Origin of the sequence: Dysgonomonas sp. BGC7, from assembly GCF_001261735.1 — a bacterium.
Classification (GTDB): domain Bacteria; phylum Bacteroidota; class Bacteroidia; order Bacteroidales; family Dysgonomonadaceae; genus Dysgonomonas.
This window is the reverse complement of sequence record NZ_CVRP01000006.1, coordinates 123,138-144,359: the sequence shown is the minus strand read 5'-3', so window position 1 is coordinate 144,359 and position 21,222 is coordinate 123,138. Positions and strand designations below refer to the sequence as shown.

21 protein-coding genes are annotated in these 21,222 nt (G+C 39.3%); 9 read left to right on the top strand and 12 right to left on the bottom strand.

Annotation, left to right across the window (positions count from 1 at the left end; all coding sequences use genetic code 11):
- Positions 1–79 precede the first annotated feature (79 nt).
- From BGC7_RS04415 to BGC7_RS04400, 4 genes are all read right to left on the bottom strand, one after another.
- Positions 80–883 carry a M48 family metalloprotease gene (locus BGC7_RS04415; RefSeq protein ID WP_082206466.1) on the bottom strand — a complete coding sequence of 268 codons (804 nt, stop codon included), beginning with the start codon at positions 881–883 and terminating at the stop codon, positions 80–82.
- A 154-nt stretch (positions 884–1,037) separates the two neighbouring features.
- Positions 1,038–1,778, bottom strand: coding sequence for a bifunctional demethylmenaquinone methyltransferase/2-methoxy-6-polyprenyl-1,4-benzoquinol methylase UbiE (gene ubiE / locus BGC7_RS04410; RefSeq protein ID WP_050700352.1), 741 nt, complete (start codon positions 1,776–1,778; stop codon positions 1,038–1,040).
- A gap of 24 nt (positions 1,779–1,802) precedes the next feature.
- Positions 1,803–2,375: a zeta toxin family protein gene (locus tag BGC7_RS04405; RefSeq protein ID WP_050700351.1), complete on the bottom strand. Its 573-nt coding sequence runs from the start codon at positions 2,373–2,375 to the stop codon at positions 1,803–1,805.
- 111 nt (positions 2,376–2,486) lie between these two features.
- Positions 2,487–3,431 (bottom strand): phosphoribosylaminoimidazolesuccinocarboxamide synthase, encoded by a 945-nt coding sequence (locus BGC7_RS04400; RefSeq protein WP_050700350.1) that lies wholly within the window; start codon positions 3,429–3,431, stop codon positions 2,487–2,489.
- 284 nt (positions 3,432–3,715) lie between these two features.
- Between BGC7_RS04400 and BGC7_RS04395 the strand changes: the two genes are divergently transcribed.
- From BGC7_RS04395 to BGC7_RS04370, 6 genes are all read left to right on the top strand, one after another.
- A complete protein-coding gene (locus BGC7_RS04395) occupies positions 3,716–4,507 on the top strand; it encodes a class I SAM-dependent methyltransferase (protein WP_050700349.1) in 792 nt (263 codons plus the stop codon).
- A 143-nt stretch (positions 4,508–4,650) separates the two neighbouring features.
- Positions 4,651–5,319 carry a DUF2625 domain-containing protein gene (locus BGC7_RS04390; protein WP_050700348.1) on the top strand — a complete coding sequence of 223 codons (669 nt, stop codon included), beginning with the start codon at positions 4,651–4,653 and terminating at the stop codon, positions 5,317–5,319.
- 21 nt (positions 5,320–5,340) lie between these two features.
- Positions 5,341–6,723 (top strand): nucleobase:cation symporter-2 family protein, encoded by a 1,383-nt coding sequence (locus BGC7_RS04385; RefSeq protein WP_050700347.1) that lies wholly within the window; start codon positions 5,341–5,343, stop codon positions 6,721–6,723.
- Between the two features lie 12 nt (positions 6,724–6,735).
- Positions 6,736–7,305 carry a xanthine phosphoribosyltransferase gene (gene xpt / locus BGC7_RS04380; protein WP_050700346.1) on the top strand — a complete coding sequence of 190 codons (570 nt, stop codon included), beginning with the start codon at positions 6,736–6,738 and terminating at the stop codon, positions 7,303–7,305.
- Between the two features lie 12 nt (positions 7,306–7,317).
- Positions 7,318–8,406: a hypothetical protein gene (locus BGC7_RS04375; protein ID WP_050700345.1), complete on the top strand. Its 1,089-nt coding sequence runs from the start codon at positions 7,318–7,320 to the stop codon at positions 8,404–8,406.
- A gap of 1 nt (position 8,407) precedes the next feature.
- Positions 8,408–9,112 (top strand): 16S rRNA (uracil(1498)-N(3))-methyltransferase, encoded by a 705-nt coding sequence (locus BGC7_RS04370; RefSeq protein ID WP_050700344.1) that lies wholly within the window; start codon positions 8,408–8,410, stop codon positions 9,110–9,112.
- Between the two features lie 189 nt (positions 9,113–9,301).
- Here BGC7_RS04370 and BGC7_RS04365 read toward each other — a convergent pair whose 3' ends face one another.
- Together BGC7_RS04365 and BGC7_RS04360 are read right to left on the bottom strand one after the other, a co-directional pair.
- Positions 9,302–9,757: a hypothetical protein gene (locus BGC7_RS04365; RefSeq protein WP_050700343.1), complete on the bottom strand. Its 456-nt coding sequence runs from the start codon at positions 9,755–9,757 to the stop codon at positions 9,302–9,304.
- 77 nt (positions 9,758–9,834) lie between these two features.
- Entirely contained in the window at positions 9,835–10,392 is a 558-nt protein-coding gene (locus BGC7_RS04360; RefSeq protein WP_050700342.1) for an NAD(P)H-dependent oxidoreductase, read from the bottom strand.
- A 221-nt stretch (positions 10,393–10,613) separates the two neighbouring features.
- Between BGC7_RS04360 and BGC7_RS04355 the strand changes: the two genes are divergently transcribed.
- Positions 10,614–11,585, top strand: coding sequence for a polyprenyl synthetase family protein (locus tag BGC7_RS04355; RefSeq protein ID WP_050700341.1), 972 nt, complete (start codon positions 10,614–10,616; stop codon positions 11,583–11,585).
- Positions 11,586–11,613: 28 nt separating this feature from the next.
- On the opposite strand, the gene BGC7_RS04350 is transcribed toward BGC7_RS04355, so the two are convergent.
- From BGC7_RS04350 to rsfS, 4 genes are all read right to left on the bottom strand, one after another.
- Positions 11,614–12,444: a phosphatidate cytidylyltransferase gene (locus tag BGC7_RS04350; protein WP_050700340.1), complete on the bottom strand. Its 831-nt coding sequence runs from the start codon at positions 12,442–12,444 to the stop codon at positions 11,614–11,616.
- 120 nt (positions 12,445–12,564) lie between these two features.
- Positions 12,565–13,854, bottom strand: a complete 1,290-nt coding sequence (locus BGC7_RS04345) for an acetylxylan esterase (RefSeq protein WP_050700339.1) — start codon at positions 13,852–13,854, stop codon at positions 12,565–12,567.
- Positions 13,855–14,012: 158 nt separating this feature from the next.
- Positions 14,013–16,046 (bottom strand): ATP-dependent zinc metalloprotease FtsH, encoded by a 2,034-nt coding sequence (gene ftsH / locus BGC7_RS04340; protein ID WP_050700338.1) that lies wholly within the window; start codon positions 16,044–16,046, stop codon positions 14,013–14,015.
- An 80-nt stretch (positions 16,047–16,126) separates the two neighbouring features.
- A complete protein-coding gene (rsfS, locus tag BGC7_RS04335; RefSeq protein ID WP_050700337.1) occupies positions 16,127–16,486 on the bottom strand; it encodes a ribosome silencing factor in 360 nt (119 codons plus the stop codon).
- 187 nt (positions 16,487–16,673) lie between these two features.
- Here rsfS and miaA point away from each other — a divergent pair, with 187 nt between their 5' ends.
- Positions 16,674–17,591, top strand: coding sequence for a tRNA (adenosine(37)-N6)-dimethylallyltransferase MiaA (miaA, locus tag BGC7_RS04330; protein ID WP_050700336.1), 918 nt, complete (start codon positions 16,674–16,676; stop codon positions 17,589–17,591).
- 91 nt (positions 17,592–17,682) lie between these two features.
- A complete protein-coding gene (locus BGC7_RS04325) occupies positions 17,683–19,020 on the top strand; it encodes a dihydroorotase (protein WP_050700335.1) in 1,338 nt (445 codons plus the stop codon).
- 12 nt (positions 19,021–19,032) lie between these two features.
- On the opposite strand, the gene BGC7_RS04320 is transcribed toward BGC7_RS04325, so the two are convergent.
- Both BGC7_RS04320 and BGC7_RS04315 read right to left on the bottom strand, forming a co-directional pair.
- Positions 19,033–19,509: a CYTH domain-containing protein gene (locus BGC7_RS04320; RefSeq protein WP_050700334.1), complete on the bottom strand. Its 477-nt coding sequence runs from the start codon at positions 19,507–19,509 to the stop codon at positions 19,033–19,035.
- Positions 19,510–19,514: 5 nt separating this feature from the next.
- Positions 19,515–20,594 carry a DUF4831 family protein gene (locus BGC7_RS04315; RefSeq protein ID WP_050700333.1) on the bottom strand — a complete coding sequence of 360 codons (1,080 nt, stop codon included), beginning with the start codon at positions 20,592–20,594 and terminating at the stop codon, positions 19,515–19,517.
- Positions 20,595–21,222: the final 628 nt, after the last annotated feature.

Below are 21,222 nucleotides of genomic sequence, written 5' to 3'. Positions count from 1 at the left end.
CTTTACATTCATTATATGAGAGAAAACGGGCCATTGAATATTTTTTCAATGGCCCGTTTTTATAGAGTCTCTTATCTATTTATTTGGAAGAAATAATCGAAGCACGTAGTGCATTGTTAGAGTTAACTCCTATAAATTTAGAAGCTGCACTAACTTCTCCTTCTTCACTTTCAGATGCAACTTTATCTGCTGCTTCCAGTTCTGCAAATTTGCTAAGAGCAGAAACTAAAGCATTAGTATTAGCTCCTTTTTGCTTAAGCAAGTTGAAAGCATAAGTATCGGCCTTTTTGTTTTGGTCGTCAGTATAAGGAACTTGAAGAAGCTCGTTTATTACTGTTCCCATCTTATCTCCTGTGAAAGAAAGAAGTTTTTCCAGCTGAGCTGTTCCTGCTTTCGAAGCGTTATCTTCTGACGCAACTTTCATTAATGCATCGCGTATATCCTTATTAGCAAGGTGACCTATTTGTGTTGCAATAACAGCAACCAATTCGTCATCTGTTAACATATCCATCATACCTGTATAGATACGGACATTACCATCTGCTGTAGTTATTATGTTAGCTTCAGGATTTTCATATATCTTATAATTAAGATTCACTCCATCTACAGAAACATAATCTTTAGCAACTAATCCTGCCAATCTCTTGTAATAGTCAGATGTTTCAGGAGCAACTGTATTATTATTGTCCATGAATTCAACCATTTTTTCTGAAACCTTATTTGCAGCCACATCGGCTGCCATATCGCCAACCATATCACCTGCGGCTTTCGATACAGATTTACCTAAATTTTTAAGACCTTTACCAAATTGTGCGTTTGCAGGAAGGGCAAAAATACACATCGCAGCAACTAAAGTTGTCGCGATAATCGCTTTCTTCATCATAGTTTTTAATGTTTGTTCTAATTATGGTTTATACATTGATGTTTTTCTAACACCATACGAAGCCGCAAATATATTATAATATTCTTAATTTAAGAAAACTTATTCAAAAATATGGTCTAAAAAAGGGTAATATCTATCATAAAGAAGAGATTAATCACTTATATGCTAAATACATAGTACAAGCACCAAGAGTGTAGGCTTTATATTCAGCCTTTTCGAATCCACTCTTGAGAAGTGTGCTGACCATTTCTTTTCCTTGTATAAATGCCTCTATACTCTTAGGCAGATAAGAGTAAGCTGTTTTATCTTTCGATATCCATCGCCCGATTGTAGGAATAAAGAACTTAGTGTAGAACCAATAACCCTGCTTTAGAGGGAAGTTACGCGGACTTGTCAGCTCAAGGATCATTAAGCGCCCTCCCGGCTTCAATACACGGTGTATTTCTTTTAAGCCCTTATCCAAATCCTCAAAATTGCGAACTCCGAAAGCAACCATAGCAGCATCGAACGAATTGTCGGGTAAGTCAAGAGCCATACAATCTTGCTTCTCGAAAGATATGACTTCGGACAAACCTGCTTTTGCTGCTTTATGACGACCAATCTCCATCATCCCCTCCGAAATATCGACTCCCAATATCGACTGAGGTTTGAGTATCTCGTAGGCCTGTATTGCCAAGTCGCCCGTGCCGGTAGCTATATCGAGTATAGACTGGGGTTTTAAATCCTTCAACATAGTAATCCCCTTTTTACGCCAACTTCGATCAATTCCCATCGACATAGTACGGTTAAGCGTGTCATAATTCTCAGCTATGGAGTCGAACATGCGCTCTACCTGAACACCTTTCTTCTCATCTTTCTCTGCATAGGGAACAACCTTCTCTGCCTCGTAAGTCATTATATTCGTATTGATATAGTAAAATTAGAACTCGAAATAACGGAGATAATAAAACAACTCCTCATCATAAATGTCTATAACCTTAGTCTTATTACCTTCGGCTATCATCTGAAACGGGTCTGTAGAGTTATCTACCAACAGCCAATAGTCGCAAATAGGGATAAACATTGAAAACAGGTTTCTCATTCCCGCATAATATCTACGTCTAACCACGTCGTCGGGAACATGATGCCCTCCAAAGCGAACCCGTTGTTCTACTCTGCGGATAGCCAATTCGGGAGATTCAAGCCAGAAATAGATAAGAGTAACAAAATACCCTTCTTTTTGTGCCCTCTTTATAAAATTGGCATAAGACTTTGTAGCCAAAGTGGTCTCTATCGCAAAATCTTCCTGCAAACGAAGCATTTCATTCATTCGCATAAGCATAAGCCTTCCGGCATCTATGGCGACAGTTTCGGGCTGGAAAGGAGACAAACCTTTTGCTATTTCGTCTGCATTGATAAACTCTTTACAGTCGAGCATTTTAGGAAACATGGCATACGATGCCGTTGTTTTTCCTGCTCCATTACATCCTGATATTATATAGAGGTTTGGCATATCGTTTAGTCTCTAATATTCTTCTATAGGTTTATAAAATTTGCCTCTGGTCATGTATGTTAGCCGCTACTCTGCACGAAGACATCCTACAGAGTAGTTACTAACAGCAGATTATTTTTTCAAATATTCATTAATATTTTTCTCTATACGCGCAGCAACATTACTCACGTCTGCCTTCACGAACTTTTCACCTACTATTTTTTCATAAAGTTCTATGTAACGTTCCGAAACACTGTTGCAATACTCTTCGGTCATTTCAGGAACAGCCTGTCCGTCTTTTCCCTGAAAACCATTTTCCATCAGCCATTTGCGGACAAACTCTTTAGACAGCTGACGTTGCTCTTCTCCTTTTTCGAATAATTCGCTGTAGGTATCGGCATAGAAATAACGAGACGAATCGGGTGTATGAATTTCATCAATAAGATAAATCTTTCCATCTTTCTTACCGAACTCATACTTTGTGTCTACAAGAATCAAATTCTTTTGCGCAGCCATTTCTGTTCCTCTCTGAAACAAAGCGTATGTATATTTCTCCAGTTGTTCGTACTCTTCCTTGCTAACCAGACCTTGTGCTATTATCTCTTCTTTCGAGATGTTTTCATCGTGCCCTTCATCCGCTTTTGTTGTCGGAGTTATAATAGGAGCCGGAAATTTCTCATTTTCTTTCATTCCATCCGGAAGAGAAACACCGCAAAGAACTCTCGCTCCGGCTTTGTATTCGCGCCATGCACTCCCGGTAAGATAGCCACGAATCACCATTTCCACTTTATATGGTTCGCAACGCAAACCTGCTGTTACCATCGGGTCGGGTGTTGCCAGTTTCCAATTGGGAACTATGTCGGATGTTGCATCCAGAAACTTTGCAGCAATTTGGTTCAAAACTTGTCCCTTGTAAGGAATGCCCTGAGGCAATACAACATCGAATGCCGAAATACGGTCTGTTGCTATCATTACCAGCAAGTCATTTTCTATTGAATAAACATCCCTTACTTTACCGTGATAAACATTTGTTTGTCCTGCGAAATTAAAATCTGTTCTGACTAAAGTATTCTTCATTTTATATATTGCAATTTGTTTTACCTTATAACAAAAAAGTAGTCTCAAAGTTACGCTAAAGTTGATAAAAATACAATAAGAAAAGGAAAAGACCTGAAACAAACACTTCAAAATATTCCGTCTAATCAGATAACACCAATATTCTAAATTGTATGTGACACTATTCTTATAGAGCGTCTCTATAAATACAAATATCAAAAAAAATAAAAGGTAACAGTTTCGAGAGAAGATTGTGGCTGTTATCCAGATATTTAGTATTTTTATTGGCGATAATAAACTCATATATGGAAGAGAAATATAAAGTAGGCGAATTAATTTACGATGGTAGCATCTATGATGGCATGAATACAGAAATAGCTGATCTACCATTTTATTCACATTGGCTCAAAAAAGAGAAGAAAGGTAAAATCCTTGAATTGTGTTGTGGCACAGGCAGACTTACGATTCCTCTTGCACAAGAAGGATGTGATATCATTGGCGTAGACAACAATACATCGATGCTGAAACAAGCCGAAGAAAAAGCAAATAGATTAGATCTTCCTATAAAGTTTATTAAATCAGACATAAGAACGTTAGACCTGCCAGAGGTTTATGATATAATTTTTATTCCATTTAATTCTATTCATCATTTATATACTAATCAAGATTTCTTTAATGTATTAACAAGAGTAAAGAAACATCTAAAGAAAAATGGATATTTCATATTCGATTGTTTCAATCCTAATATTCACTATATCGTAGATTCAGAAAAAGAGGAAAAAGTTATTGCTGAATATACGACTAAAGATGGAAGAAATGTTGTTATAAAACAGACAATGATCTATGAAAACAAAACTCAGATCAATCGTATAAAATGGCATTTTTATATAAACGGAAAATTTGATTCTACTCAAAGTCTGGATATGCGCCTGTTTTTTCCAAAAGAGCTAGATACATATTTAAGCATTAATGGATTTAAAATTACTCATAAGTTTGGAGGATTTAAAGAAGAAGTATTTGAAGATAAATCGGAGAAACAAATATTTGTATGCAAACAAATCAACGACTTCTATAGCGGCGAAACAATGTTCTCTTAATAATTACATCATTATAGGGGTAACTCTTGTGGTTACCGGAAAGAAATTCATTCTGTGTTTTTTAATTTATTCTTTCCTCAATTCTTTTCTCTCTTCCCTATAATTGTTGTAGTTTTGCACTTTATTTAAAAAAGCATGTACCAATGCGTACACTCGAGGAGCTAGTTAACAAAGAAGATCCCGGCTGGCCTGTTATAAAAGAATGGATAGATATGGCCAAGAACAAGGTAGAAATTTTACCTTGCGAACCAAAACGGGCTCAAGAGTCTCTGCTGAAAACACAAGTTACCACACGTTCCCTGATGGGAGCAATAGTCTACGAAACAGGAGGTCTGCTGATCGATCATGGATGGATCAGAATACTGGGCTCCGGATCGGAACAGATAAAAAGAACCCTTCCCGACTGGAATAAAGGAAAAACATTTTCTGAATTTGGAGAACCTGCCCCATATCTTCTTGTGGCAGACGATATGCTTGGTGGGCTTTTTGCCATCAATGGCGGCATGCTGGGACAAGATGCAGGCAATATGTATTACTTTGCCCCCGAGTCGCTGAAATGGCTTCCGATGAACATGGGATACAGCCAGTTTCTTCTTTTTTGTTTCGAAACAGACATGAATGAGTTTTATGCAGGCTTACGCTGGCAAAACTGGCAAGAAGATGCAAAAGACTTTCCCGCCGATTATGCTTACAGTTTTGTACCTTTCCTTTGGACAAAAGAAGGTGCGGATATAAACACCGTCTCGCGAAAAGCGATAGCTATAGAAGAAGTGTACAGCTTCAATATGGAAATGAAAGATTCATTATTTTAATATATAAATACAATCACACTTATGCAGGTTTCAGAAAAAGAGGCGGATGAAATAATACAACCGATCAGAAAGACAGATCTAATCTATCAGATAGAAGACAAACCTCCTTTCCGAGAGGCAGCCTTTGCTGGCCTACAGCATCTATTGGCTATTTTTGTGGCAATAATAACCCCACCGCTGATAATAGCAAAAACACTGAACTTCACTGCTGAAACTACAGGATTCCTTGTATCTATGGCGTTATTAGCTTCGGGTATTTCTACATTTATACAATGTCGCCGTTTTGGCCCTGTCGGATGCGGATTGTTGTGTATTCAAGGAACAAGCTTCTCTTTTATAGGTGCTCTTACAGCAAGCTTTGCCGCAAAAGGAGATATGGGTGAAGCAGCTATTCTGGCCGCCATATTCGGGGTATGTATTGCAGCATCGCCGGTAGAGATGATAGTTAGCCGCCTGCTTAAGTACACCAAAAAGATTATAACCCCACTGGTATCGGGTATTGTGGTTACTATGATAGGTTTGTCACTTATCAAAGTAGCAATAATATCGTGCGGAGGAGGTTTTGTAGCTATGGGAGCAGAAGGTGAAAGATCTTTCGGCAGTATGCAAAACCTGGGACTGGCGGCACTTGTACTCGGATCTATCCTCATACTGAATAGCATACGGAATAAGTATATACGTATGAGTTCCATTATAATAGGCCTTGTGATAGGCTATGTCGTTTCTTACTTCATGGGATGGCTCGACTTCAGCAATATGGGAGAGATAGGCTCAATTACAATTCCTCAACCATTCAAATATGGACTAGGCTTCGACTTGTCTGCCTTTATCGCTGTTGCCCTTATATACTTCATAACTTCTATCGAAGCATACGGAGACATCACAGCAAACTCTATGATCGGTGGTGAACCGATAGAAGGGCCTAAATTTATGAAGCGTGTGCAGGGAGGTGTTCTTGCCGATGGAATAAATTCTACAATAGCCGGAGTACTTAACTCTTTTCCCAATTCTATTTTTGCCCAAAACAACGGACTTATCCAACTGACGGGAGTTGCCAGCCGCAGAGTAGGATATTATATTGCTGCATTTTTGGTTATCCTTAGTGCTTTTCCATTCATCGGAGGTCTGTTCTCCATCATACCTGAACCTGTTTTAGGTGGAGCTACATTACTGATGTTCGGTACTGTTGCAGCATCGGGTGTGCGTATCATCGCATCGCAAGATATAGATCGTAAAGCAATTCTGGTACTGGCTGTAAGTTTTGCGTGCGGGCTAGGAGTAGAGCTTGTTCCTGACATTCTCTCACAAATGCCTACTACCATAAAAGGTATCTTCTCATCGGGAATTACCACAGGTGGTGTAGTTGCTATTATAGCCAATATAATTATCAGAATTAAAGATTAAAATCTCACTTATATGAAGTTACTGAAAGACCGTATCCTAAAAGATGGAAAAAGCTTTGATGGAGGAATACTGAAAGTAGACAGTTTTATCAATCACCAGATGGATCCCATCCTGATGAAATCGATAGGAGTCGAATTTGTTCGTAGATTCGGGAACTTACCGATAAATAAAATAATAACGATAGAAGCCAGTGGAATAGCCCCTGCGATAATGTTGGGCTACCTCCTCGAACTACCTGTTGTATTTGTCAAAAAGGCTGTACCTAAGACAATGGTAAATATGGTTTCTACCGTTGCCCACTCTTTTACCAAAGACAAGGATTACACAATATGTGTGAGCAAAGACTTTCTTAATTCTAACGATAAGGTTGTTTTCATCGACGATTTCCTTGCCAACGGAAATGCGGCTATAGGCATCTATAATCTGATAAAAGAAGCCGGTGCCGAACTGTATGGCATGGGATTTATTATCGAAAAAAGCTTTCAGGATGGTGGCGGACGATTGCGCGAACTAGACATTCGGGTAGAATCTTTAGCTAAAATAAAAGAACTGGGAGAGAATAAGATTATCTTTGAAGACTAAAACTCGCTGTTTATGCAAACATTACAGAATGAAACGGATAACCTTGTAAGGGTTATGTCAGATGTTATGTCTTCGAACGAAGAGGTGAATTCTTCTCTACAGGCTTGCTTTGGGCTGTTGCCTAATAGCAACGAAGAGGAGGTGAGCCATTTCATGAAGCGTGTTTTTGCTCTTACTTCCCTACCCGACATGGAAAGAGCCTCCCTTGCTTCTACTATCTGCGGGTATCTGGTAGAAAGAGGATTTCCAGACAATGCGATCTTAGATGACTTAATAAATTTATACATTAGACTGTTAGATACGTCTAAACCTTTCTATGACATGTTCTTTTCTCAGATAAGAACGATTGACGAAACGGACGAGGACAGAGACAATAAGATAGATCAGATATTTGCCGATCTGATAAATGATAAAGAAACGATCAGCACCGAGGTTTACAATGCAGTAACGTCTTTGGATAAATTTTATGCCGCCGCCATCTCTCTTTTTAGCATCAACAAAGAGAACTTCTATGAAGCCAAAGAAAAGCTTGGAGAGAGGGTAGCATATGTAGGCCGTTTCAATCAGGGATGTTATTGGATCGACACTCTTTTCTCGGTTCTGTTCGATGAGCAAATAATTGTAATAGATATAGACAAAGAGATTGGTTTTGCAGGAAAGATAAACGGAATATCCGACAATTATCAGCTTCAGCATTTACTGATGAGCATACCCTTGCTTAACGATGGCAAAAGCCTGATAAGCGAAGAAGACCTCAGCATAATTAACGGAACAGGCGATCAAACTTCTGAAAGGTCGATAGAGAGCCGATGGAATATGTACAATCTGGAACTGTGCAGCCTACCCGACTGGGAGTCGCAGGTAAAAGGAAAAGAAAAACCATCCCTTTCTCAAGATATACAAAGCACATGGATATGGTCGGAGGGGAAACCTGATGATATTTCGTTTTACGATGGCTACCGCATTATTTTGTTGGGCAAAGCGCCATATAGCAGAAGCAGCAAAGTACAACGAACTTTCAGAAACCTGAAAGCCGAAATAGAAGTGACGAGAGTATTATCTGCGGCAGAGATAGACAAATGGCTGAATAAAACCATCTGATATGGAACAGACTATATTTTTCACGCCCGATATTCTGAGCAATACCGAATTGCCAACCGAAGAAGCTCAGCATTGCATCAAGGTATTGCGAAAAAAAGAAGGTGATAAAGTATTCTTAACCGATGGAAAGGGGTATTTTTACGATGCAGAGATTATACAGGCAAACCCGAAACATTGCATTGTAAACATATTGGAAGCAATAAAAGAACCTAAAGGATGGGACTTTAACCTGCAAATAGCCTTTGCCCCAACTAAGAATATGGACAGAGTAGAATGGTTTGCCGAAAAAGCAACAGAGATAGGAATCGACTGCCTGTCTCCTATTCTTTGCCAACATTCGGAAAGAAAGGAGATAAAGCCTCAGAGAATAGAAAAAATACTTGTCTCGGCGATGAAACAGTCTCAGAAAGCACTGCTTCCCGAACTGAACGACATGCAGACTTTCACCCATTTCATCGGACAAAAATTTGAAGGCAAAAAATTCATCGCCCACTGCTACCCGCACGAAAAAAAGCTTCTGAAAGAAGTATATAACAAAGGAGAAAATGCTCTGATACTCATTGGCCCCGAAGGAGATTTCTCAGAGAAAGAAGTGGAAATGGCTTTGAGCAATGGTTTTCAGCCAATATCGCTTGGCGAAAGCCGCCTCCGTACAGAGACAGCAGCCTTAGCTGCCTGCCATGCAATACATGTCCTGAACTGGTAACAATTTTTGATACTTAATATTTTTTCTGTAAAAGACTTCTTTGATCTTTGAGTTGATCTTGACTTTTAAAACACAGAATAAGAAGAGGGCAAAGGAGTTCATTATTCGAAAATGTATACCTTTATACTATGGTGTTTTCATCTAAAAATGAGAGAACTCCGCGTTACTCCTTCTACTCTGTGGTTTAAATTAAAAGTTGAGACGACCTCTTTGTATCACTTTGCTTAATACAAAACAAAAGACACCAATTATAGCAAAAATAAGAATAAGAAGGGGACTTGATTTTAGTATTCTCGAGCCATCAAAATAAGCTAAGATATAGAACGGTGTCATTATTGCAAACAACTTAGCCACTGAAATTAGAAGCTTTGATAGCATAAACCACTTATACAGTTTCCAATTTTCAGTTGCTTTTACAACATTTTTTTCCTCAGTATAAAACAATACCTTTTTTCTATGATAATAAGCGGAAGCGCTATATCCTATATAAAATGCTCCAATAGCCCATATCGGGAAAAATATGAGCATCTCATTATCAGTAGATATCCACCAGGACAATCCGTACCTTATAGAAAAAGCAATAAAAGCAACGATAAGAAAACCAACAGTGCCAATGAATCCATTAATGATATTTTTCTTTTGCATAACTTGGTTATTTAGGGTTTGTATTTTATAAAATATTCAATGTCAGAATTATTTTGCACTCAATATACAATAAATTATTATCCCGAAATATGATCTGTTACTTTCTGTAGAAACTCGCCTCTCTGTCCATCTGTGCCCTTCGAAGTTCCCTCACAACTGAGCCATGTGGCATTTTTGATCCCTACGGGGTTGAGCATGTCTCCTATAAAGCAATTCTCTATTACAAACCTGAAATTGGGACTTGGATGCTCGGAGGTGGTAATAACTGTGGTCTTTTCTATCGAAAGCAGAGCATTGAAACCTCCTTCATAATTGAAAGCAAAATCTTTAAGAAGAACTTTATCGAAAAATCCTTTCAATATAGCAGGCATTGTATTCCACCAGTTTGGAAAAATAAACACGATTTCGTCCGAGTTCTTAATTATATTCTGATATCTTGTTATTAAAGGATCGAGGGCCTTTCCCTGATTATATACAGCAAGCTCTTCTTCTGAGAAAACAGGATTGAATTTATCCTTGTACAAATCCATAACTTCATAAGGCTTGTTTTGTTTATCGAGCGTTGAGCAGATTACATCCAGTATTGCCTTATTGAAACTACCGTGCCAGGGATGGCTAAATACAATTGTTACCATTAGTCTAATTTATTTTAATTTTTGTATAATCATTCCTCATTTGTAAAGATACAATTTCTGTTTTTATAAGAGATAAAGTTAAAAATCAAAACTTAAAAGAAGACAGAATTATAAAGTGTTTAATTATTCTATAAAAAGCACGACTGAGGTATGTAAAATTGGCAATATATAATGGTATACGCCGAATTATTCTTAAATTTGCGTTTCAACAATATAACGATATGGACAAAAAGCTTTTGATAGCTAAACCTGTAGAGGAAGAACTAAAGATTTTCAATAATTATTACAAAAATTCTATTTTCTGTAATAATCCCAGAATTCAAGAAATCATAGATTATATAATGAAATCGGATGGAAAGAGAATTCGTCCGACGTTATTGCTCCTTGCGGCAAAGGCCTGTGGTGAGATAAATAATGTGACATACAGTTCGGCAGTCACAGTAGAACTTCTCCATACAGCATCGCTTATACATGACGACGTGGTAGATGAGTCGAAAATGAGAAGAGGCATGGCTTCCTTAAATGCTATATACGACAACAAGATGGCAGTTTTGGCAGGAGACTATTTTCTATCTACCGCCCTTATCAAAAGTGTATTGACGGGTAACATCGATATCATATCCAATATATCGGATCTTGGCCGCGATTTGGCAGAGGGAGAGCTAAACCAGTTGTCGCTGGTGAAAGAACTCATATTGGACGAAAAAGAATACTTTGAGGTAATAAAGAAAAAAACAGCTTCACTTATGTCTGTTTGCATGCGGGTGGGAGCTATATCCGTGAACGCTACAGAAGAAGCTATAGCAATGTTTTCCAAGTTGGGAGAATTACTGGGTTTGTGTTTTCAGCTACGGGATGATATATTCGACTATTTTACCGATTCTATCGGAAAACCCACAGGGAATGACATCCGTGAAGGTAAAGTAACTTTACCTCTACTATATGCCCTCAGAGAAGCACCCGAAGAGGAAAGAAAAGACCTCCTGTCCATTATACTCTCATATAACTATACCGACGAAAATATACAAAAACTGATAGGCTACGCCAAAGATCATGGCGGTATTGATTATGCATACCATAAGATAGAAGAACTAAAAGCCGAGTCTGAAAAGATAATAGCCACTATAGCTGACACAGAAGTACGTGAAGCACTGAATGTAGCTTTAGACTATATTGTAGAAAGAGCTTATTAATAAGTAGAAAAACCAATTTTAAAATTGACTATAGAAGAGTTATAAGTTGCAGATATATAAATATTGCCGGTATAGCTAATATTGTACTATCGAAACGATCGAGAATGCCCCCATGCCCTGGAATCATACTCCCTGAATCCTTCACACCCAATGTACGTTTTATCAGCGATTCGAAGAGGTCTCCCCATGTACCGAATGCCACAGTCACCGCAGCAAATCCCAACCATGCAAAAACAGACAAGTTTGCAAAGAAATGGGCAAATATTAAAGCCGAGGCCACTGCAACAGCTGCACCTCCAATAAATCCTTCCCACGACTTTTTAGGAGATATACGTTCAAATAAACGATGTTTACCAAAAGCAATGCCTGTAAGATAAGCGAATGAATCGTTTACCCATATAAATACCAATAGGGCTAATATATACACATAGTGGTAGCTACCGGGCTCGTAGGCAAAGACCAAATAATTAGTAAGTGCAAAAGGCGCTGCAATATATACCTGCCCCAGAAGGGAATAGGAAAGAGACTGAATAGGGTTTTGGCGCTTCATATACAATTCGCTGACAAACAACGCAAGCAAATAGATCATATAAGGTACAAAAGCTATCACAGAAGCCTCATGAGCACAATAATAAAACCCTCCGAGAAATAAGAAGAATCCGCCCAATACATTCCATGTCCTGATAACAGGAACTTTAGCATCCTTCTCCACTAAGCCATAAAATTCATACAGAGACAATGCAGTAAGCACAGAGAATATGATAACAAAAGTGTACTGATTTATTAAAATCCCCCCTAAAAGTAAGCTGACAAATACAGCTCCGGCAAGAATACGAACAACGATATTAGGTAGCTTCAAGGCAAATAATATTTTAATTGATAGTGATGGCAAAAGTAGTAAAAATCATTACATTATTCATGCTCTCAAACTAAAAAAGCACAAGTCTACCTTGTGCTTTCTCTGTTTAGAATTGTATTTTTACTTTCCTGTCAATATTTTATTTCCAAATTCAGCTGCTTTATTCCATTGTTCGGGATAGGTATAATGAGCAGTTTCCTGCACCAAGAATACAGATTTAGGAGCACTTATTACATTATAAGCCGAAAACATAGATGTAGGAGGACAAACCATATCATTGTACCCGAAAGAATAAAACCCGGGAACTTTGAGCCTACGAGCAAAGTTGACCACATCGTAATAGCCCGATACTTTTATTTTCTGAGCCAAAACGGTAGAGTCTTCATTAGTATCTCTGAATAAATGAGGCCATCCACCTGCTCTTTTATTTACGTATCCTGTGAGGTCGGACAATGCAGGATAGAAAGCAATCAATCCTTTCACTCTATTGTCCAGTGCTGCTGTAACGATAGACAATGCCCCACCCTGGCTTCCTCCTTGTACAATCAGATTTTCTCCATCAAATTTCTCCATAGAGAAAATATAATCTATAGCTTTCACACATCCCAGATAGACACGCTTATAATATACCTTATCACGATTATCCCAGTTATCAAAATAATATCCAGACAAGGCTCCGGCAGCCAGATTATCATATACTACCCTATCCATCGTAACGGGAACTCCATGTATACCTATCTCCAAAGTGATTATTCCATTTTCGGCTTCTCTAACATCTCCACTATATGGACGAACACCCGCTCCGGGCACTTTCAATTTTGCAGGGTATTTCCCCGGTGCATTCGGTACGCACAAAATACCATATATCCGCGATCCCTGATAGTTCTGAATATTCAATTCATATACATTTGCTTTTTCAGTACTTCTTTCGGGTAAAAGTTTGAGGCGGGCATCGAGAGGTATTTTCGCATTTTCGGCTTTCGCTTTATCCCAAAATTCGGTAAAATCGCTCGGTATCACAGCCGTTGGCTTAATAGCCTCGGGCGTATATCCAGCAGTAGCACGAGTTTCATATTCTACCCCATCATATGACGCAAAAACACGGCAACGAAGGAATCCGGGAACTTTCATTGTTCCTCCTTCTATTTTTATCGTACCATCTTTAAGAGTAACGGCCTTATTTTCGAAAGGGGTCATCATATCATAAGACAGTTCATATCTAATCTCCGCATCTTTTATAGGAATGCTGTTTTTGGTAACAACTACATCGAAAGAAGCCTTATCCCCTATCTTATAATTCCAATCGGGGCTGTTCGGTTTGATGGTCACTTTTACGAGTCGCTCGCCGGGCTGCGCCATCAAAGACAATGAAAATACGAGAAAGATAAATACAAAAAAATTTGTTTTCATAAATTCAATTCATGTGTTATAATGTTATTCAGATTAAGTCAACGGTAACAAAAGTAATAAAACTCTCTTAAATAAAAAGATATACACAAGTCAGAATTTTATAAAAAAAGGAGCAAAACCTCTAAAGTTTGCTCCTTCTTCATATATTTCAGTTTATCTTACTCCTCAGTAGATTGATCCTCTTGTGCTATAATACCCGGAGCATCCTTATCTTTTAGAGTTTCTATTTCAACATCTTTTGGCAAGTCTTCTGCTTCTTTCAATAATTCTTCCGAACGGGATGTCCATTGACGCTCCCCAAATACTTTCTTCAAGTCATCAGCAAAAATCACTTCTTCTGTTATCAACAGATTGGCTAATTTCCCATGTCCATCAGCATGCTCTTTCAAGAGACTCTTTGCTCTTTCATACTGTTCGTTAATCATGTTCTGTACTTCCTTGTCAATCAACAAAGCTGTTTCTTCGCTATATGGTTTAGTAAAACCATAAGCCTCGCCTGACGAATCATAATAACTTAGATTTGGCATTTTTTCGCTCATTCCCAAATAAGAGATCATCGCATAAGCCTGTTTTGTAACACGCTCCAAATCATTTGCCGCTCCTGACGATATATGTCCTACAAAGACCTCCTCAGCAGCACGACCACCTAGCAAAGCACACATTTCATCGAGCATCTGCTCTTTTGTAGTAATCTGTCTTTCTTCGGGCAAATACCATGCAGCACCAAGCGCTTTTCCACGAGGAACAATTGTTACTTTCACCAACGGATTGGCATATTGCAAGAACCAACTAAGTGTAGCATGTCCCGCCTCATGTATCGCGATTGTTTTACGTTCGTCGAGAGTCGTAACTTTATTTTTCTTCTCCAACCCGCCTATTATACGATCGACAGCATTGGTGAAATCCTCTTTTTGCACTACTTTCTTACCCTTACGGGCAGCAATCAGAGCAGCTTCGTTACACACATTTGCAATATCCGCTCCCGAAAATCCGGGTGTCTGGCGAGCTAGAAATTCCACATCCACCGTATCATCTATTTTCACCGGACGAAGGTGCACTTTAAATATCTCTTTCCTATCGTTGAGATCAGGGAGATCGACTGTTATCTGACGGTCGAAACGACCGGCACGAAGCAGAGCCTTATCTAGTATGTCGGCACGGTTGGTAGCAGCCAATATAATGATACCGCTGTTGGTACCGAAACCATCCATTTCTGTCAACAACTGGTTCAGCGTATTTTCACGCTCATCGTTCGAACCCATATTTACGTTTCGTCCACGGGCACGCCCGATGGCATCTATTTCGTCAATGAAAATGATGCAAGGTGATTTTTCTTTGGCTTGCTTAAAGAGGTCTCTCACACGAGAAGCTCCCACTCCGACAAACATCTCTACAAAATCGGAACCCGAAAGAGAGAAGAACGGCACGTTGGCTTCTCCAGCTACCGCTTTGGCAAGTAACGTCTTTCCTGTTCCCGGAGGACCAACCAGCAATGCCCCTTTCGGTATTTTACCTCCTATTTCGGTATAACGTGAAGGGTTTTTTAGAAATTCAACAATTTCTTCTATCTCTTCTTTTGCCTCAGACAGTCCGGCTACATCTTTGAATGACACACGCAGATCGGAACCTTTATCATATAGCTGAGCTTTCGATTTGCCTACGCTAAATACTCCGCCGCCGCCACCGGATCCACCGCCGGACATGCGTCGCATCATATATATAAAAAGACCGAATATGAGAAGAATAGGAAGAAAACTTACGAATATTTCAAAGAAACTTGTTCCTGTTTCGTAGCTTACATCTATATCATATTTATGCTCTGCACGTACTTTATCGTAGAAGTCAGAAAATTTGTCAGCAGAAGGAATACGTACAGCTATGGCAGGATTATCTCCCGCACGTTCGGCCTCTCCCTTAAAAACATGGTTTACCGAATCTTTCCTTACATATGCCGTTAGCGTACTAGCTTTGTTATCTACTACAATCTTACTGATGCTATTATCTTTTACATAGCCCTGAAAGTCGGACCAAGGAACTTCTTTTGTTACACTACCTTCTGTAAAGAAATACATTCCTATTATTGCCCCGAATACAATCAGGTAAACCCAATATAGATTAAAAGGCATTTTGGGCCCTTTTGTATTCGACGGTTTAGGCTTATTATCGCTTCCTCCTTTGTTGTAATTATCCATTTATAATATTATTCTTGATTATATTTCTTGAGTTTTTTCAAGTCTGATTTTATATAACAACCTCATCTATACAATTGTTGTTATTCGATATCAGGAATGCTCTCAAGTTTAGCATCAGCCCATAAGTGCTCGATATTATAAAAATCTCGCAACTCAGGCAAGAAGACATGTACAATAACCGTACCATAATCTATTCCTACCCAGCGACCTTCACGCAAGCCGTCTATCGAGATCGGGCGTTCTTTCTTTTTCTTTTTCAGGTAGTCTACAATTTCGTCCGAGATAGCTCCCACCTGTATAGGGGTATTTCCTTCACAAATAACGAAATACTGGCAAATAGTTCCCGGAAGATCAGTCATATCGACTATTACAATATTTTTTGCTTTCTTATCCTGGCATGCAGCCACAATATCGTTTACTAAGCTCTTTCCTTCTTTCATTAGAAATATTAAAGTGTTTGAATCTGTTTGAACTTACAAATATAATCTGATTTTTTGAAGACACACTCATATATCGTGGAAGAACAAAGTTTTAATGAAGAAAAAATTAAATACAGCATAAAAACAGAGTCCAACAAAACAAAGCCGATCCAACTCTTTTTACTCAAAAATAACCTACATTTGCAAGATGAACGATTATGATCTGGTAACAATAGTAGGGCCAACAGCTTCGGGCAAAACAGAATTTGCCTGCCATCTGGCATATGATCTCAATACGGAAATAATCAGCGGAGATTCGCGTCAGGTGTATAAGTCTATGGATATTGGCACGGGAAAAGACCTTAAAGATTACATCGTAAACGGAAGAAATATTCCTTACCATCTCATAGATATACGCGAAGCTGGAGACAAGTATAACATATTTGAATATCAGCACGATTTTCATAAGGCGTATACAGAAATAAAGAGCAGGGGCAAACAACCGATCTTGTGCGGAGGCTCCGGCTTATACATAGAATCGGTGCTAAGAGGATATTCGTTGGTCAATGTACCCGAAGACAAAGAGCTAAGAGAAAAATACGAGAACTACACCCTTCCCGAATTGAAAAAAATACTGGAGAGCTACAAAGCCCTGCACAACACCACAGATGTAGATACCGCACAACGGGCAATCAGGGCAATAGAAATAGAAGAGTACAAGAAAGCTCATCCTCTGGAACAAAACGAATTTCCCCCACTCAATAGTCTGGTTGTAGGTGTAGACATAGAACGAGAACTACGGAGAAATAAGATATCGAAGCGGTTAAAATCCCGTTTGGAAGAAGGAATGATAGAAGAGATACAGAATATACTCGATAAAGGCGTTAGCGCCGAAGATCTCATATACTACGGATTGGAATATAAATATATAACTCTCTATATCGAAAAACAACTGACATACAACGAGATGTTTTCGCAGCTCGAAATAGCCATTCATCAGTTTGCCAAACGACAAATGACATGGTTCAGAGGAATGGAAAAGCGGGGAGTACATATCCACTGGATAGATGCGACTTTACCTATGGAAGAGAAAACAGGCGCAGTAAAATCTCTACTTATCAAATAAGCTTCCACAACAACAGAGAGCTTCTTTACACAGAGCAATACTGTTGTTGATGAGCATAATAAAATATACCTTTGTAAAAAACATTTAGAACATGATACTTATACATAGAGCAACCATTATCAATGAAGGACTGTCTTTTATAGGATCGGTACTCATCGAGAACGATAAAATATCCGAGATATACCGAACAGAAGAAATCCCTGAACAGATACTGAAAAAGGCTCAGGTAATAGACGCTAAAGATCTTTGGCTAATACCCGGGGTAATAGACGATCAGGTACATTTCCGCGAACCGGGACTGACCCACAAGGGAGACATAGCCAGCGAAAGCCGTTCGGCAATAGCCGGAGGAGTTACTTCATTTATGGAAATGCCCAATACGAAGCCTCCTACAACAACAATAGAACTGCTCGAGCAAAAATTTGAAATAGGAGCCAAATCATCGTACGCCAATTACACGTTCTATCTGGGTGCTACCAACGAAAACTTAGCTGAATTAAAAAAAGTAAATCCGAAGCAAGTGCCGGGTGTGAAAGTATTTATGGGCTCATCTACCGGAAATATGCTTGTAGACGACAAGAGCGTGCTGCAATCGATATTCGCCGAAGTGGATATGCTGATAGCAACACATTGCGAAAAAGAGGAGATAATAAGAGCCAATATAGCACGCTACAAATCCGAATTCGGAGAAGATATACCTATTCAATATCATCCGCTTATCAGAAGTGCAGAAGCATGTTACCGCTCTTCAGCCGAAGCTGTCGAATTGGCTGACAAATATCAGTCACGCCTGCATATTCTCCACCTTTCCACTGAGAAAGAAATCAGCTTGTTCGACATAAAGCCTTTGGCAGAAAAGAAGATAACAGGCGAAGTATGCGTACACCACCTTTGGTTCTCGGACGAAGACTATTCCAAGTATGGAACACGCATAAAGTGGAATCCTGCTGTGAAAACAAGACAAGACAGAGGTGCTCTGATGCAAGGCTTGCTAAAAGGCAAACTTGATGTAATAGCTACCGACCACGCTCCCCATCTGTTAGAAGAAAAACAAGGCGGTGCGCTCAAAGCTGCATCCGGAGGGCCTCTTGTACAGCACTCGCTGCAAATGATGCTCGAGCTGTCTAAGAAAGGAAAAATAACCAAAGAGCAGGTAGTATGTAAAATGTGTCATGCTCCGGCTGCCCTCTTTCAGGTACACAAGCGTGGATACATACGCAAAGGATACTTTGCCGACCTTGTACTCGTCAACCCAAATAAGCCATATACAATCTCTCAGGACAACATCCTCTACAAGTGCAAATGGTCTCCACTGGAGGGTGAAACAATGTCTACCTCGATAGAAAAGACATTCCTCAACGGAAAGATAGCATTCGAGAACGGAATAGTGAACGAAGTCAGAGGGCAGATGCTTGAGTTCGACAGATAACAGGATAGTACGCTACTGCCCTTTCCAGTTTTTATACGGATTTTTTATTAGTGAAGAATTGTAGTAACGGATATCTCCTGTTACTTCAATACTTAGCCATTCGGGTTTTTCGAAAGGCTCAGATTCGTTTTGCAATTCAATTTCGGCAACAATCAAGCCTTCATTTTCGCCGTGAAATTCGTCTACTTCGAAAACATGAGATCCCATTTTCACCAGATAGCGGATTTTATCTATTATGCCCGGTTCGCAGAGAGTCAGTAGTTCACGGGCATCGCTTGTCGATATCTCTTTTTCCCACTCGAAGCGGGAGACGCCCGAAGAAGAGCTTTCTCCTTTTACAGTAAGGTAGGCTTTTTCCCCTTTTATACGCACACGCACAGTACGCTCTGCCACAGACGAAAGATAACCTTGCACAATCTCTTGATGGGCATAAGCATCTTTCTTAAAATCTCCCGAAACAAGGAACTTCCGTTCGATTTCCAAAGCCATAAGCCCTATTGAATTATTTGTTTTACAGCACCCAAGTCAGGGTAGAAAATAACCTTGATCGGCTGCTTATTGTTATCAAACATTTGCTTGGTAAGCACATCCTGCACTCCGAACTGAACCACATCACACTCTTTACGGACATAGTCCTTACCACTATATGTGATCTGAAGGCTTGCCTTGTTTGGAATATTGTATATGATACCCGAAGAGAATTTCTTATCCATCTCTTTCTCTTCTTTCGGGGTAAGTATTTGTTCGGCACGAGGAGCCTTATTCACTAACGAGATATAGACAGGAGCACCCGACAGGTCGTTGGCGTCAACAACTCCCAACTTCGAAGAAAACCTGAAAAGAATCTTATTGGCAATATCTTTTTCATCAGGTACTATCCTGAACTCTTTATACCCCTGCTCTTTTATTTCTGTTCCGGCAAACATTGCAGTCAGGGCTTTTTCCTGTTCTTCAAGCTGTGCCATAACCAGTTTGTAGGCATTGCCATCGGGCGGCATATTATCGGCTTCGCCGGTAAGTATATTGTTGCGGCTTTCACGCAAGCGATATATCTGTTTGGCAATCAGCTCTGCCTGTTTGGCAGTAGAGCCGGCTCTTAATATTTCTTCCGACAGATAGCTTCGAGGATTCACCGCTTGCACCGCATCCGGTGTAGCCACTCTGGCAACCTCAGGCTTAGGAAAAGTATAATCGTCATTGATCGCACATATCAAACCATCTTTGCTTAGAGTAACAAAAGGAGAAGTGCTATTCGACCTGAATTCTACCAGATAAGACTTGTCTTTGTCCACAACCCCTTCGGTGACAGCATCAATACCGGCCAAAGAATATATAACTGCATCTTCTGTTATCGGATTACTTATGCTCAGATATCGCTCGGCATACTGATAAAACTCTCCTGCTTTACGGGTAGTTTTAGTATAATCGGCCGTTACCTTTATTGCTGTTTTGGGCAGAGAATAAGCTACTCCGTAGTTGTTACTTTTCACTGCGCTCATTTTCACTGTTGTTTGAGCAAAAGAAGTATTGGCAGCTATAGTAAGCGATAAGAACAGGCTTATATAATATTTCATACGTCTTATATTTTAAGATATTAGTCTGACAAAGCTAAGTATTTTTTATTAAAATCTAGTAATCTCACATTATCACTTTCTGAATCTTGGCAAAACCCGATTTTAAGTAAAACCTGACAAAGTTGTACATTTTTCAAGCCCCTCTTCATCTCCCCAAAGGGGGAGAAACTGCTGACGCAGAAAATTCGTTCCTCCTATGCTAACTGTTGACTGATTACTGTTAACTGATCAGTTTTCAACCCTCTTGGCTTCGCTTAAGCCTCCCCAGGGGAGGTGGGAGGGGCTTGAGAGGCTTTTCCTTATAGATAAACCTTCGGAAATTTCACGAAAAGTATCATCAAGCGTATCTTATAAGATACAGTTAGTGATACGCTCACCTATACTATATAATAAGACAAGACAAAACAAGATTTAAACAAGACAAGAAATTTTATTTATAATTTATAGCCATATTTTTATCTATAAGGGCAGGGCTTGTACCTGCTCTATAATTGAGGGTAACCACAAGGGTTACGCCGACAAAAACATATCGGTAATTCTTATTGATTATTTAAAAACCGGAAAAATTTACAAAAAATATTCATTCTTTTGTAACAATCATTTTTTTCGTCCGTACATATATAATGAA